The organism is Mesorhizobium qingshengii (assembly GCF_027563465.1).
In the GTDB taxonomy this organism is placed as follows: domain Bacteria; phylum Pseudomonadota; class Alphaproteobacteria; order Rhizobiales; family Rhizobiaceae; genus Mesorhizobium; species Mesorhizobium qingshengii_A.
This window is the reverse complement of the sequence record NZ_JAPFQA010000003.1, coordinates 107,012-121,734: the sequence shown is the minus strand read 5'-3', so window position 1 is coordinate 121,734 and position 14,723 is coordinate 107,012. Positions and strand designations below refer to the sequence as shown.

15 protein-coding genes are annotated in these 14,723 nt (G+C 64.4%); 11 read left to right on the top strand and 4 right to left on the bottom strand.

Features of this window, described 5'->3' with window-relative positions; genetic code table 11:
- Window positions 1-99: 99 nt before the first annotated feature.
- Both OOJ09_RS09560 and OOJ09_RS09555 read right to left on the bottom strand, forming a co-directional pair.
- Window positions 100-1,881: a chloride channel protein gene (locus OOJ09_RS09560; protein WP_269904982.1), complete on the bottom strand. Its 1,782-nt coding sequence runs from the start codon at window positions 1,879-1,881 to the stop codon at window positions 100-102.
- A gap of 228 nt (window positions 1,882-2,109) precedes the next feature.
- Window positions 2,110-2,409 (bottom strand): putative quinol monooxygenase, encoded by a 300-nt coding sequence (locus OOJ09_RS09555; RefSeq protein ID WP_269904981.1) that lies wholly within the window; start codon window positions 2,407-2,409, stop codon window positions 2,110-2,112.
- A gap of 115 nt (window positions 2,410-2,524) precedes the next feature.
- Between OOJ09_RS09555 and flhA the strand changes: the two genes are divergently transcribed.
- From flhA to OOJ09_RS09520, 7 genes are all read left to right on the top strand, one after another.
- Complete coding sequence (gene flhA / locus OOJ09_RS09550; protein WP_269904980.1) at window positions 2,525-4,612, top strand: flagellar biosynthesis protein FlhA; 2,088 nt, start codon at window positions 2,525-2,527, stop codon at window positions 4,610-4,612.
- Window positions 4,609-5,361: a flagellar biosynthetic protein FliR gene (fliR, locus tag OOJ09_RS09545; protein ID WP_269904979.1), complete on the top strand. Its 753-nt coding sequence runs from the start codon at window positions 4,609-4,611 to the stop codon at window positions 5,359-5,361. The genes flhA and fliR overlap by 4 nt, the downstream gene beginning before the upstream one ends.
- A 2-nt stretch (window positions 5,362-5,363) precedes the next feature.
- Entirely contained in the window at window positions 5,364-5,756 is a 393-nt protein-coding gene (locus OOJ09_RS09540) for a hypothetical protein (RefSeq protein WP_269904978.1), read from the top strand.
- Between the two features lie 211 nt (window positions 5,757-5,967).
- Window positions 5,968-6,510: a rod-binding protein gene (locus OOJ09_RS09535; protein WP_091577808.1), complete on the top strand. Its 543-nt coding sequence runs from the start codon at window positions 5,968-5,970 to the stop codon at window positions 6,508-6,510.
- A 100-nt stretch (window positions 6,511-6,610) separates the two neighbouring features.
- Window positions 6,611-7,036 (top strand): hypothetical protein, encoded by a 426-nt coding sequence (locus tag OOJ09_RS09530; protein WP_269904977.1) that lies wholly within the window; start codon window positions 6,611-6,613, stop codon window positions 7,034-7,036.
- Between the two features lie 85 nt (window positions 7,037-7,121).
- Window positions 7,122-7,637: a hypothetical protein gene (locus OOJ09_RS09525; RefSeq protein WP_256751506.1), complete on the top strand. Its 516-nt coding sequence runs from the start codon at window positions 7,122-7,124 to the stop codon at window positions 7,635-7,637.
- 147 nt (window positions 7,638-7,784) lie between these two features.
- Window positions 7,785-8,069 (top strand): SCP2 sterol-binding domain-containing protein, encoded by a 285-nt coding sequence (locus OOJ09_RS09520; RefSeq protein ID WP_091578059.1) that lies wholly within the window; start codon window positions 7,785-7,787, stop codon window positions 8,067-8,069.
- Window positions 8,070-8,159: 90 nt separating this feature from the next.
- Here the strand turns inward: OOJ09_RS09520 and OOJ09_RS09515 are convergent, their stop codons facing one another.
- Both OOJ09_RS09515 and odc2 read right to left on the bottom strand, forming a co-directional pair.
- Complete coding sequence (locus tag OOJ09_RS09515) at window positions 8,160-8,768, bottom strand: GNAT family N-acetyltransferase (protein WP_269904976.1); 609 nt, start codon at window positions 8,766-8,768, stop codon at window positions 8,160-8,162.
- 97 nt (window positions 8,769-8,865) lie between these two features.
- Window positions 8,866-9,999 (bottom strand): ornithine/lysine decarboxylase, encoded by a 1,134-nt coding sequence (gene odc2 / locus OOJ09_RS09510; RefSeq protein ID WP_269904975.1) that lies wholly within the window; start codon window positions 9,997-9,999, stop codon window positions 8,866-8,868.
- 542 nt (window positions 10,000-10,541) lie between these two features.
- On the opposite strand from odc2, the gene OOJ09_RS09505 reads away from it, so the two are divergent.
- The 4 genes from OOJ09_RS09505 to OOJ09_RS09490 all read left to right on the top strand — a co-directional run bounded on the left by OOJ09_RS09505 (window position 10,542) and on the right by OOJ09_RS09490 (window position 14,662).
- A complete protein-coding gene (locus OOJ09_RS09505; RefSeq protein WP_269904974.1) occupies window positions 10,542-11,738 on the top strand; it encodes an amidase in 1,197 nt (398 codons plus the stop codon).
- 2 nt (window positions 11,739-11,740) lie between these two features.
- Window positions 11,741-12,640: a LysR family transcriptional regulator gene (locus tag OOJ09_RS09500; protein WP_269904973.1), complete on the top strand. Its 900-nt coding sequence runs from the start codon at window positions 11,741-11,743 to the stop codon at window positions 12,638-12,640.
- 166 nt (window positions 12,641-12,806) lie between these two features.
- Window positions 12,807-13,475, top strand: coding sequence for a DUF1007 family protein (locus OOJ09_RS09495; protein ID WP_269904972.1), 669 nt, complete (start codon window positions 12,807-12,809; stop codon window positions 13,473-13,475).
- Window positions 13,472-14,662, top strand: a complete 1,191-nt coding sequence (locus tag OOJ09_RS09490) for a nickel/cobalt transporter (RefSeq protein ID WP_269904971.1) — start codon at window positions 13,472-13,474, stop codon at window positions 14,660-14,662. The genes OOJ09_RS09495 and OOJ09_RS09490 overlap by 4 nt, the downstream gene beginning before the upstream one ends.
- Window positions 14,663-14,723 lie beyond the last annotated feature (61 nt).

The following is a 14,723-nucleotide window of genomic DNA, read 5'->3' as shown; positions in this document are numbered from 1 at the left end:
CGTGGCGCCAGGACCCCGCCAATGGCTGGGCCAGGCTTGCAAGCTGGGAAGATCTGTCGGCTGAAGTAAGCCGCAACCGTCGGGAACGCGTAGGGAGCCCTACCCCTCGCCGGACAGGTCCCTGCGCGCCTTGTCGAGTTCCTCGGCATAGCGCCGCATCAGGTGACCCTCGGTCAGCAGCCCCCGCACGATGCGGTCGGTGAAATCCTCGACGACGGCCAGCTCTTCGGCGCCGGCGCGCTGGAAAGTCTCTGCGGCCGACTGCACGTTCATGCTGGGCACCAGCACGGCATCCTGGAACTGGGCGAGCGAGCGCACTGGCACCTCGCCGTCGGAAGGATCGCTGTGCAGTTCGGCCACGATCAGCACGCCGACATAATGATCGCCCGCGTCGACGGCGATGACGCGCTGGGCCGACCCGAGCGGCACTTGCGTGCGGAAGGTGGCAAGCGTCGTTGCCGCGTCGATGGTCTTGATGTCCTTGCGCATCATCGAGCCGACGGTGAGACTGCGCATCCAGCCGACATCGTGGGCGCTGCGGATGGTTTCGCCGCGCAGGTGGAAGCGCCATGTCGAGAACGAATAGCCGAAGGTCTCGCGCACCAGGATCGCCGCCATGATCGAGGCGGCCAGGACAACGCCGGTCAGCGTCAGGTCGCGGGTCGATTCCAGCGCCAGGAACGTCATCGTCAGCGGGCCGCCGACGACACCGACGGCCAGCGACGTCATGCCGACGACGGCGGCGACGGAGGGGTCGATGCCGGTCGCCGGCGAAACGAAAGCCATCACGCCGGCGAATGCCTTGCCGAGCAACGCGCCGAGAAACAGCGAGGCGAAGAACAGGCCGCCGCGGAAGCCCGACCCCAGCGAGATCGCCGATGCCGCCAGTTTCAGCACGAAGACGCTGGCCACCACGGTCAAACCATAGTTCATGGCGAACTCGCGATGCAGCGCGCCATGGCCGCTGGACAGGACCTGCGGCGTGATCAGTCCGAGCAGCCCGACGATGACTCCACCGATGACGGGCCGCAGCGACGCATCGACCGACAGCCTGGCAAAACCGCGTTCGATCAGCGTCACCAGATGCATGATGGCGATCGAGGCAGCGCCACCAAGCAGGCCGAGCAGCAGGAACGGCACGTACTGGCTGGCGGTGAGCGCCGGCAGGCCTGCAAGCTCGAGCGGAAACGGCACGCCGCCGAACATTTCCGCCGTCAGCGAAGCGCAGATCGCCGCCGTCATGACCGGCGCGACATTGGCGACCGAGTAGATGCCGATGACCAGTTCGAAACCATAGAAGGCGCCGGTCAGCGGCGCGTCGAAGGCGGCGGCGATGGCGCCGGCCGCACCGCAGCCAACCAGGATGCGGACATCGTTGCGGCGCAACCTGAACACGCGCGCCAACCGTGAGGCCAAGCCGGACCCGACCTGCGTATAGCCGGCTTCCAGTCCGACCGACGCGCCGAAGCCGCTGGAGATCATGGTCTGGCCGGCGATGATGAACGTGTCGGTCAGCGACATGCGCCCGCCGTAGAGCGCGTTGGCCTCGATCGGATCGACCGGAGTGCGGAATTTACGCAACCGCAGCCAGATCACACTGAGCCCGAGCAGGATGCCGCCGATCGCCGGTATCAGCGCTTGCAACGGGTTGGCGAGCGAGAACATGCCGGAAAGCCGGCCGCCGGGCTGGACGCCGAACAACAGCCCGTGCAGGTCCTGCACGATCTGGCTCATCGCCGTGACCAGGATGCCCGCCATCACCCCGACGGCGCCAGCCAGGATGACCACCGCGATGCCGCGCGCCTCGAGCAGCGGCAGCGACCTGATCAGCACCGCGCGCAGCCGGCGGGCGTAGACTTGCGGTTGGTTTCTGGAAAGCACCGGGGCGGCTCGCCGATATCGGAAAGGCAATGGAAGGCTCGCCTGATACGCCCGGCGACACGGCGTGGCAACCACAATGGCGACATGCAGGGCGCCATTGTGGCGCTGGACCGGCTGGTTGCGGCGCTTTGCAGCCTCGACTGGAGCGCGACCGGCGTTGCCGTTGGCCGACACCACCATATCCTGGGCACTCGACCTTGGCTCAAGGCATCCCGCCCGTGAGATCGATCAGGTCGGCTTGGGCTCCCCGGCTTCATAGAGCACGAGCTTGCGTTCGCCGATGCCAAGCGCCGGCCAGCTCGCACGCCAGTCCGCAAGGTGCGGCGCGCGGAAATGCGCGTCGAGGGCTGCCCTGTCGCTCCAGACTTCCGTGACCCGGATGAGCCCGGCGTCGAAGACATCCTGCGCATAGGAATATTCGAGGCAGCCAGGCTCGGCGCGGCTGGCGCAAACCATGCGCTCCATTGCCGGCCTTGCCTCCCCGAGCTTGTCGGGCGGCAAGCGGATCGTGCCGATGATCAGAAGCATGGGTTTCCCTTCCTGCGAGACGTTCGGACCTGGCAGTCTCCCACCCTCGCGCAAGCTTGGCCAGCTACCCTCACCGAGCTGTCGCACGTTCGGCAGCCTATGGTTTGGGGACGACATGGCGATCAGCGAAAGCATAGCGGCGGGGGCAGTTGCCAAGAACGGCCGCGACGTCTTCTTTGCCATCGGCATCGTCATCATCCTGGCCGTGCTGTTCCTGCCGATCCCGGCCTTTCTCATCGATATCGGCCTCGCCTTCTCGATCGCCCTTTCGGTGCTGATCCTGATGGTGGCGCTGTGGATCCAGCGGCCGCTCGATTTCTCGTCGTTCCCGACTGTGCTGCTCATCGCCACCATGCTGCGGCTGTCGCTCAACATCGCCACCACGCGCATGATCCTGTCGCATGGCAATGAGGGCACGCATGCCGCCGGCTACGTCATCGCCGGCTTCTCCAAGCTGGTCATGGCCAGCGACTTCGTCATCGGCCTCATCGTCTTCATGATCCTGATCGTGGTGAACTTCATCGTCATCACCAAGGGTGCAACCCGTATCGCCGAGGTCGGCGCCCGCTTCACCCTCGACGCCATCCCCGGCAAGCAGATGTCGATCGACGCCGACCTCTCCGCCGGCATGATCGACGACAAGACGGCGCAGCTGCGCCGCCGTGAGCTGGAAGAGGAATCCTCCTTCTTCGGCTCGATGGACGGCGCCTCGAAATTCGTCCGCGGCGACGCCATCGCCGGCCTCATCATCACCGCCATCAACATCGTCGGCGGCATCGCCATCGGCTACATCAGGCACGGCATGGGCATGGGCGAGGCAGCCGACGTGTTCATCAAGCTGTCGGTCGGCGACGGCCTCGTCACCCAGATCCCGGCGCTCATCGTCTCGCTCGCCGCCGGCCTGCTGGTTTCCAAGGGCGGCACCCGCGGCTCGACCAACCAGGCGGTGTTCGGCCAGCTCGGCGCCCATCCGCGCGCCCTCTATGTGGCGGCTTCGCTGCTGGTGCTGCTCGGCCTGATGCCAGGCCTGCCGCTGTTCCCGTTCTTTGCGCTGGCCGCCGGCATGGCCGGGCTCGGCTACGTCATCCCGATGCGCGCCAACCGGGTCCTCGCCGAAGCCGAAGCGGTGAAGAACCAGGAGAAGGCGAGCAAGGCCGAGGAAGAGAAGAACTCGGTCAAGGCCTCGCTCGCCACCGCCGAGATCGAGCTGCTGATCGGCAAGCAGCTTTCGACCCGGCTCCTGGTTTCGCATCAGGAACTGGTTTTCCGCATGTCCAAGATGCGCAAGAAATTCGCCACCCAGTACGGCTTCGTCGTGCCGGAGGTGCGCGTCGCCGACGATTTCGCCATCCCGCCGAAGAGCTACCAGATCAAAGTGCACGGCACCGTGGTGGCCGAATACCAGATGCGCGTCGGCGAGATCATGGTGCTGCTCGGCAACCGCGACCTGCCCGAAATACCGGGCGAGGAAATCCGCGAGCCGGCCTTCGGCATGCGCGCCTATTCCGTGCTCGAAACCTTCGCCGAGGATTTGAAGCGCGAGAACTACACCTTCGCCGACAACATGTCGGTGCTGCTCACCCATCTCTCCGAGGTCATCCGCAACAACCTGCCGCAGCTTCTGTCCTACAAGGACATGAAGGCGCTGCTCGAACGGCAGGACCAGGAATACCGCAAGCTCGCCGACGATATCTGCACCACGCACATCTCCTATCCCGGCCTGCAGGCGGTGCTGAAGCTGCTGCTCGCCGAGCGCGTCTCGATCCGCAATCTGCATCTGATCATCGAGGCGATCGCCGAGATCGCGCCGCATGTGCGCCGCACCGAGCAGATCGTCGAACATGTCCGCATCCGCATGGCCCAGCAGATCTGCGGCGACCTCTCCGAGGGCGGCGTACTCAAGGTGCTCCGTCTTGGCAACCGCTGGGACCTCGCCTTCCACCAGAGCCTCAAGCGCGACGCCAAGGGCGAGGTGCGCGAGTTCGACATCGATCCGCGCCAGCTCGAGGAGTTCGGCCAGGACGCGACCAAGGCGATCAAGAAATATCTGGAAGCCGGCGAGCGTTTCGTGCTGGTCACCGCGCCCGATGCCCGCCCCTATGTGCGCATGATCATCGAGCGGCTGTTCACCACGCTGCCTGTGCTCAGCCATGTCGAAATCGCCAAGGGCGTCGAGATCAGGGTGCTCGGGACCATATCGTGAGCGTGCTTTCGCAGAGCGTCGTCATCGCGGCGTTCCTCGCCTTCTGCCGCATCGGCGCCTGCTTCATGCTGATGCCCGGCCTGTCCAGCGCCCGCGTTCCAGTCCAGGTCAGGCTGTTCGTGGCGGTCGCCGCCACCGGCGGACTGCTCGCCTTCCTGTGGGACCGCATCTTTCCCTTCGTCGATCCGCGCCCGCAAATCCTCGTACCGATGATCATCTCGGAACTCTTGGTCGGCGGACTGATCGGCGCCATGACCAGGCTCTACATGGAAGCCTTGCGCTTCATGGGCTCGGCCATCGCCATGCTGATTGGCTATGGCGGCACCGGCGGACCGGCGATCGAGGAGCCGGAACCGCAGGCGGCGCTCGCCGCCATCATCTCGTTCTCGGCGCTGTTGATGCTCTTCGTCTTCGATTTCGACCATGAGATCGTGCGCGCACTGGTCGCGTCCTACACGGTCGCGCCGGTCAACATCTTCTTCAATCCGCAGGCCGCACTCGTCGATGTCACAGACACGGTGTCGGACACCTTCTTCCTTGTCATCCGGCTCGGCAGCCCGTTTGTCGCCTATGCCATTCTGGTCAATCTGACGATCGGCTTCGTCAACAAGCTGACCCCGCAGATCCCGATCTACTTCATCTCCCAGCCCTTCGTCATCGCCGGTGGCATGATCATATTCTATTTCGCCGTCGGCACCATGCTGTCGTTGTTCGTCAACGGCTTTGTCGACCTGACGCTGGCGAGATGACAATGAGCACGCGCAGGGACCGCCTGAAGAAACTGGTCAAGGTGCAGGAACAACTGAAGGCGTTGCACGAAACCCGTCATGCCACCTTCCTTGCCGCGGCCAGCGCCGCCGAGGCCGAGGCCAGGGATCTGGTCGGACATTTCGACCAGGCCAATTCCCTCTCGGGCCTGTTTCCCGACCTTTACCATCGCCGCATCGCCAGCGCGGTCCGGCGCCAGGAGGCGAACTTAGAAAGCGCCAGGCGAGAGGCCGGCCTCATCGCCGCGGCAACCGCGCGCACCAACATGGTCGAGCGCACCTACAAGGATGTGCGCAGCCGCGATGAACGCCAACGCTCCGACCGCGAGCGCCTCGACCTGATCGCGCAGAAGCGGCAACCGGAAAGTGACGATTAGTACATGTCGCCCGAAAGTGGGTCCGGTCTTGAGACAACGACATGCATGAAAACAAGGACTTGAAGCGCGTCGCAGGATTCGGTTCCGAGGCGACGCGCTTCAGCCCGCGACCGCGCAAGCCTGCCACAAGCTTGTTGAGGCATTGTCCTAACCACGGAAAACCGACAAAAGGCGGACTTTCTTGGCGATCTCTCCACCCAGCGACATCGTTATGGATGTTGCCCGAGCCGTCGACCCGACGGATATCGAGGCTGCCCGCGCCGCGCTGACAAAGCGGGCCGGTGGCGCCGCCGGGACGTTTTCGGTCGACACCGCGGCGTCGGTCGATGCCGGCTCGATCCTGTCGCGCGCCACCGCCGACAAGGCGGCCGCGTCAACCGACCCCGCCAAGAAGTTCAAGAAGTTCGAGGCGATGGTGCTGCAGACCTTCATCCAGAACATGCTGCCCAAGGACACCGAAGGCGTCTACGGCAAGGGCCTGGCCGGCGACATGTGGAAATCGCAGCTTGCCGAGCGGGTGGCCGACGTCATGGCCGAGCGCGGCGGCATCGGCATCGCCAAGTCGATGCTTGCCGACCACTATCTCGAAGGCAAGCGCGTTGTGCCGGTCGGCCCGGTTTCGGGCGGGCCGGAAAAGACCGAGATCGATCAACAGAACAGCCTGTCAACCTCGTTGGTCCACGAATTGCAGCGCAAGGCCGCGCGGTCGATCACCGGTGACGAGACGACGATCAAGACCGACATCAAGATCTAGGGCACGATCCGCAAAAAGGGGAACCGGTTTTGCGGAAAGATCATGCCCAAACACTGAGATAGCGCGTATCCGAGTTCAATCTAACTAGACCAGGATTCTCATGGCCGACTTTTCGGAATTCACCGCCAACCTGCCCGCGCGCACGAGCGCGCCGGAAGCGCCGATCCCGTTCGCGCGGCCTGGCAATCTCGCCGCCATCATCGGCCGCATCGAGGAAGTGGTCGAGGAAGAGACCGCCGGCATCCGCAGCGACACCAGCTATGACCTCAAGGCATCGAACGCCCGCAAGAGCCGCTATCTCTACGAACTGACCCGCGCCATGAAGGGCGGCGGTGAAGCCGAGTTCCTCGAACAGCACCGCGAAGGCCTGACCCGGCTGCGCCAGAAGCTGGCGAAGAACGAGGCTGCGATCCTGGCTCACCTCAGCGCGGTCAATGAAGTCGCCAGCCTGTTGCGGAGTGCCATCCAGCGCTCGGAAGCCGACGGCACCTACTCGGCCGGCGAGTTCGGCTGGGCGAAGGCATGATGCCGAGCCCAAGGAACGCATCGGCAATCATGCCCGTGCAAATGGGAAGCGCCGCGTTTCCATCGCCAGGGAATGACAAGGCCCGATGATCAAGGTCATCGCCATCGCCATCTGGATCTGCGCCGCCACGCTCGGCGCCGTGTTCTATTCGTTCCAGGCGGCGGGCGAAAAAGGCGTCGGCGAAACCCCGAAGCCGATGCTGGGCGGGCTCGACTACGTCAAGACCGATATCATTTCAGTGCCGCTGATCCGCGATTCCAGGATCGACGGCTATTTCCTGACCAAGCTTGTCTACACCGTGGAACCCGAGCAGATAAAGAAGCTGTCCATCCCGGCCGAAGCGCTCATTACGGATCAGGTCTATTCCTACCTCTATTCCAATCCGCAGGTCGACTTCACCAAGAAGGAGACGATCGACCTCGATGCCTTCCGTGCCGCGATCCGCGACACCGTCAACAAGCGTGTCGGCGCCACCCTGGTGCATGAGGTCCTGATCGATCAGGTCAACTTCCTCTCGAAGGACGAGATCCGCGACAACTGGCTGCGCCGCAAGAAAAGCGAGACGGCGTCGGAAATGACCAAGCCGTTCAAGGAACATTGAACCGCCCGAAGCCGGAATTCGCGTTGACGTAAACGTCAACCCAAAGCTATATGCGGCAGCGACCGAGATCGCGGAAAACACGGCATGGGGCTTCGGCCGGATCGAAGCGCCGGTGCGCGACAGATGCAACCAGACAAGGAGAACAGCGTGAGCGTTCAGGAGATTGCCGAGAAGATCAAGTCGCGCGTGGCCAGCAGCGGGTTCGATCGTTCCGTGAAGTTCGACACCGGCGGCGACGGCGTCATCGTCATCGACGGGGCGACCATTTCGACCACCGACGCCCCCGCCGACTGCACCATCAAGCTCTCGCTCGACGATCTGGATTCGCTGATATCAGGCGACCTGAACCCGACGATGGCGTTCATGACCGGCAAGATCAAGGTCGAAGGCGACATGACCGTCGCCATGGCGCTCAGCCAGTTGCTGGGCTGATCGATTTCAGACACACAAAACGCCGCCTGACCGGCGGCGTTTTGTTTTGGACGATAGGCCGCGTACCCGCTTCAAGCTGCCCTTGAAGCCTCAGGCCGCCGACGTCAGCTCCTGCGCCTTCAGCTTGCGTCCCGCCGCCCTCAGCGTGCCTTGCACACCGTCAAGCGCGCCGTCCACCAGCTCCAGCGCCAGCAGGCGGTGCCGCTCATAGGGTCCCGGCATGGCAAGCGAACCGGTCCTGGCAGCCGAGAACCCGAATCGTCCATAGTAGGGCGCGTCGCCGACCAGCAGGATCGCGGCGTGGCCGAGGCGCGCCGCCTCGGCCATTGCATGGCGCATCAGCGCCGAGCCGATGCCGGCACTCTTGAGCGATGGGGCGACGGCGAGCGGGCCAAGCAGCAGCGCTGCCGGACCGCCCTCGCCCAGCGTGACATCCCACAGCCGCACCGTGCCGACCACGGCGCTCGATGCATCGCGCGCGACGAAGGCAAGACCTTCCGAAGGGCGACGGCCACGCCGCAGCTTCTCCGACGACTTTGCCTTGCGCTTCGGCCCCATGGCCTCGTCGAGCAAGGCTTCGCGCGCCGCGACGTCGGCCGCGGTCTCGGCAACGATGGCGACAGCGCCGGCCACCTCTCCCCCAACGGAGGAGATCGGCCAATGCGCGGCGCCTTCAACAGTGAAATTTGCAATGTCCATTTCCGCAATCCCTGGCGAGCGGAGATCTGTTCCACAAGCGAGCCCGGGCGGGCGACGGGCGCCCACCTGGGATGATCTGATCGGCTCCCGCGAACCGTCAGATCACGTAGGATCGGAGAGGCTCGAAGCCATTGAAGGCGACCGCCGAATAGGTGGTCGTGTAGGCGCCGGTGCCTTCGATCAGCACCTCGTCGCCGATGGTCAGCGACAAGGGCAGCGGATAAGGCGTCTTCTCGTACATCACGTCGGCCGAATCGCAGGTCGGGCCGGCGAGCACGCAAGGCGCTGTCTCCGTGCCGTCATGCGCGGTGACGATCGGGTAGCGGATCGCCTCGTCCATCGTCTCGGCCAGGCCGCCGAACTTGCCGATGTCGAGGAACACCCAGCGCACATTGTCGTTGTCGGCCTTCTTCGAGATCAGCACGACTTCCGACTTGATGACGCCGGCGTTCCCCACCATGCCACGGCCCGGCTCGATGATGGTTTCCGGAATGGCATTGCCGAAATGCTTGCGCAGCGCAGAAAAGATCGCCTGGCCATAGGCCTGGGCGGCCGGCACGTCACGCAGGTAGCGCGTCGGGAAACCGCCACCCATGTTGACCATCTTGAGCACGATGCCTTCCTCGGCGAGCGTCGCGAACACCGCCTTGGCGTCGGCGAGCGCACGGTCCCAGGCGGTCAGGTCGGTCTGCTGCGAGCCGACATGGAACGACACGCCATAGGCGTCGAGGCCGAGCCCCTTCGCATGGCGCAGCACGTCGACGGCCATCGCCGGCACGCAGCCGAACTTGCGCGACAGCGGCCACTCGGCGCCTTCGCCATCGGTCAGCACGCGGCAGAACACGCGGGAGCCTGGAGCGACACGGGCGATCTTCTCGACCTCTTCGACGCAATCGACCGCGAACAGGCGAATGCCGAGCTGGTAGGCGCGCGCGATATCACGCTCCTTCTTGATGGTGTTGCCGAAGGAAATGCGGTCCGCCAGCGCACCGGCGTCCATGGCCATCTCGACTTCGGCAACGGAAGCGGTGTCGAAGGACGAGCCCATCGCAGCAAGCAGGCGCAGGATTTCCGGCGCCGGGTTTGCTTTCACCGCATAGTAGATCTTCGAATCGGGGAGCGCCTTCTCGAAGGCGCGGAAATTGTCGCGCACGACATCGAGGTCGACCACGAGGCAGGGGCCGGTCGGACGTCGGGTGGCGAGGAAGTCAAGGATGCGCTGGGTAGCCATCGGGTCTCTCCATCAGCGCCTTTCGGCGCGCACAAAGGCTGCGGGACGCGGGCCCTCGGCCTCGCGAACACGCGGTGGACAAAGGCGGGACGGAAATCCATGGAACCAGCCGGTGGAGACCCCGGAACCATGAAACGCCGTCTCGCGGCGGTGAACCTTGGCCTTGCCCGGCCTCGGTTCGCTTTGTCTGCCTTGGCTTGGATTGGGAGACCCCGTTCCGCACTGCCGGCAATGAAGGTGTGCCTCTTCAGTAACCCCGGTCTTTGGACGACCGGCAGAACACCAGAAAGGCCCGCACCGTCGTTGCTTCAAGGTGTCCTCGGTCTGGCGGTTGGCCGCTAAACCGACTGGAGGGGTTGGCTCCAGTTACCTTACCGATTTCCCTCACCATTCGAGGATCGGCGGACACCCACAGGCACGTGCGACTTTGGGCAAGCGCGATATAAGAGCGAAGCGTTTCACAATCAATAAAAATCGCATCCAAGGTTGTAAAATTCCCGGCATCGAACAATGTTGCGACAACCGTATCCGGATATCGAACGATGACAGGCACGCTCGGCCCTCTCAACGCCTTTCTCGATCTTCGCCAGATGCCGGTGGCACATGCCGAGCTCGGACCGCTTGCCGGCCTGCGGCTGGCCGTCAAGGACATCTACGACGTTGCCGGCTACCGCACTGGCTGTGGCAATTTACGGAAATTCGCCGAAAGCGATGCCGCCTCGCGCACCGCACCCGCCGTGCAGATGATTCTCGATGCCGGCGCCCGCTTCGTCGGCAAGACCCAGACCGACGAGCTCGCCTTCGCGTTGTTTGGCCAGAATGCGCACTTTTCGTTTCCGGTGAACCCGGCAGCGCCCGACCGCGTCACCGGCGGCTCATCGTCGGGGTCGGCGGCGGCGGTGGCGGGCAAGCTGGCCGACATCGCGACAGGCTCCGACACCGGCGGCTCGATCCGCGCGCCGGCGAGCTTTTGCGGACTGATTGGCCTGCGCACCACGCATGGACGCATCTCGCTCGGCGGCGCCATGCAACTGGCGCCGAGCTTCGACACGTTCGGCTGGTTCGCCGACGACATCGAGACCTACGAGACGGTCGGCAAGCTGCTGCTTGGCCGCGACCCGCACCACCACCCGTTGGACCGCCCGCTGTCGCTGGACTGGCTGGATGATCTTGTCGCCCGCCCGGCGATTGCCGAATATGCGGGGATGAGGGCGCTGGCGAGCGCGGTTTTCGGCGCGCCGGCGTCGCCGGCAACGCCCTTCACCTCGTCTGCGGATGAACTCTACTGGTGCTTTCGCCGGCTGCAGGCCAAGGAAGCCTGGGCGGTGCACGGCGAATGGATCACCAGCGGCGAGCGCGACCTCGGCCCCGGCGTCGAGGAACGTTTCGGCTTTGGCCGTGCCGTCGACGACAAGACAGCGCAGGCCGAGACGGTGCGCCGGCTGACCTTTCGTGGCGAACTGGCCGCCCTGCTCGGCAAGGATGGCTTCCTTGTCCTGCCGACGGTTCCGGGTCCGGCGCCGTATGTGGACTCGACACCGGAGCAATTCCAGGCCTATCGCGAGCGGGCGCTGCGGCTTCTGTGCCTAGCCGGACTGTCCGGCTTTCCGCAAATCACCTTGCCCGTCGGCTCGGTCGCCGGCGCGCCGTTCGGCCTGTCGCTGCTTGGCCCTTCCGGCAGCGACATTGCCCTGATACGGCTCGGCCGGAAACTTCTCGACGCGGCACGAAAGGCCTGACCATGGACACACTGACCCGCATGCGTGCCTTCATCGATGTGGTCGAAGCCGAGGGCTTTTCGGCGGCGGCGCGCAAGATCGGCCGCTCCAAGGCGCTGCTGTCGAAATATGTGCGCGAGCTGGAGGACGAGCTCGGCGCGCTGCTGCTCAACCGCACCACCCGCCAGTTCTCGATGACCGAGGCCGGCCACACCTACTACCGGCGCGCCTCGGAGATCGTGCGCGAGGTCGACAGCCTGGCCGACGCCGTGCGCGAATCCTCCGGCGACGTGCGCGGCCGGATCAAGCTGTCAGCGCCGCGCACCTTCGCCGACGCGCCGATCGGCCAGTCGCTGATCGACTTCGCCAAGCAGCACCCCGACATAGTGCTCGACATCCAGCTCGACGACCGTTTCGTCGATCTCGTCGAGGAGGGCTTCGACCTTGCGGTGCGCATCTCGCGGCTGGAGAACTCGTCGCTGATCGCCAGGCGCCTGGCGCCGTTTTCGATAAAGCTCTGCGCCTCCCCCGAGCTGATCGCCAAGCATGGCACGCCGACACGGCCGCAGGACCTTAGCCGCATGCCGTGCATCATCGACACCAATGGCCGAGGCCTGAACAACTGGCCGTTCAAGGGTGACAATGGCGATCCGGTAAGCGTTTCGGTGTCGGGCCCGATCGAAGTCAACAGCCCGATGACGGCGCGCGCCGCGGCGGTGGCGGGGCTGGGATTTTCCGTCCTGCCGGACTTCATCGCCGCGCCCGACATCGAGAGCGGCCGGCTGGTGACTGTGCTGGATGACCGCATCCTGTCCGGCGGCGGCATTTTTGCCGTCTACCCGCATCGCCGCTATCTACCGGCGAAGGTCCGCGTCTTCGTCGATTTCCTGGTGCAGTGGTTCAGGACGCGCGAGGTTGCCTGACCAGTCTCAGCCGCCAAGGCGCATTGCGCCGCGACGCGCTTTAAGCCTTTGCCGATGTCCCAAAGCCGCTACGCACATCCGGGCGACACACCCCAGCGGTCCCAATTTCGCCCCCTTTCTGGTAACTCTCGATATCTCTCCGAGGCCGATGGAATCGCGACCGAGAATGCATCTTAAACGGCACGCAATCATGCTGGCTTCGGCCTTGGCGGCGACCTTTGCCGCCGTCGGACCGGCTGAGGTGCATCCGCACGTCTTCGCCGAGGCCCGCCTCGACGTGATCCTTTCCCCGGATCACCAAAGTGTGAAGGCGCTGCGTCATCTCTGGCGCTTCGACGATCTGTTCTCCAGCACGGTGATGATGGAGTTCGACAAGAACTCCGACCTGAAGCTCGACGACAACGAGCTGAAGGAGGTTGCCGACACCGTCCACGCCTCGCTGGCCGAGTTCAACTATTTCCAGCTCGTCACCGTCGACGGCAAGGACGTGGCGATGACACCGCCGCCGCATTTGATGGCCAATTTCGACAACGACCAGTTGATCATCCTGTTCGAGTCCGAACCGAAGGTGCCGATCAAGCTGGCCGGCAAGATCGACATCGGCGTCTACGATCCGACATTCTATACCGCGATCGACTTCACCGAGGATTCCCACATAACGGTTGAAGGCCTGCCGTCGAATTGCACCAGCAAGGTCGTTCGGCCGGACCCGGATGAAGCCATCAAGGAAAACCAGAAGACCCTGACGGATGCCTTCTTTAACGACCCGACAGGCACCGACATGAGCAAGATCTTCGCCACCAAGCTCGAACTGACCTGTCAGCCAGAAGGATGAAGCCGGTGACGAAACCGTCCCTGCGATTGGCATTCGGCCTGTTGGCCATCACCTTCGCCATGATGCACTTCGCCAACGTCGCCCATGCCCAGAGTTCGCTCGGCATCGGCGTCAATGACGGCATGGCGCCCACCACCGGCCCGTTCGCCCACATCCTGATGTGGATCAATCTGCGGCAGCAGGAATTCTATCGCGCGCTGGCGACGGCGATGAAGGCGATGCGCCAGGATGGCAGCAAGCTTTGGCTGCTCATCGGCCTGTCCTTCGCCTACGGCATTTTCCATGCCGCCGGTCCCGGTCACGGCAAGGCGGTGATCTCGTCCTACATGGTGGCCAATGAAGTGGCGCTGCGGCGCGGCATCCTGTTGTCCTTCGTCTCGGCCCTGCTGCAGGGCCTGACCGCGGTCGTGGTGATGGCGGTCGCCTATTTCGTCCTGCGCGGCACCGCCGTCTCGATGACCGACGCGGCCTGGTTCATGGAGATCATGAGCTTTGTTTTCGTCACCCTCTTCGGCGCCTGGCTGCTGTGGCGCAAGCTTGGCCCCTCCGTCCTGCGCCTGTTTAGCAGAGGGCCCGCCTACAGCCTGTCGGCGGCCCACGCCGGTCATTCCCATGGCGGCCACTCGCACGCCGGTCATTCGCATGCCGCTCACGGCCATTCGGCGCATGCTCATTCGCACGCCCTGCACGTTCATGACGAGCACGATCATGCGCCTGACCCTTCGCACGATCATCATGACCACGGTGCGCACGATCATGGTCATGCCGCGCATGATCATGTTCATCACGATCACGCCCCGGGCGAGGTCTGCGACACCTGCGGCCATTCGCATGCGCCAGATCCGGCGCTGCTGTCGGGCGACCGCTTCGACTGGCGCACGGCATGGTCGGCGGTGGCGGCGGTCGGCATCCGCCCCTGCTCCGGCGCGCTGATCGTGCTGAGCTTTGCCCTGCTCAACGGGCTCTGGCTCGGCGGCCTGCTGTCGGTGCTGGCAATGTCGCTGGGCACCGCCATCACCGTCTCGGCGCTGGCAACACTTGCCGTGACCGCCAAGAACTGGGCGGTGTATTTCGCCGGAGACGGCCGCATGGGCAACCGCATCCATTCGATCGTCGAGATCGGCGGCGCCGCCTTCGTCTTCCTGTTCGGATTGCTGCTGCTGTCGGCGAGCTTGGCCGGCGCCTAAGTAGCGTCAAGTGTCTGAGGCTCTAAGATTTAGCTCCTGATTTCCCTCAGGCTCTTCGACT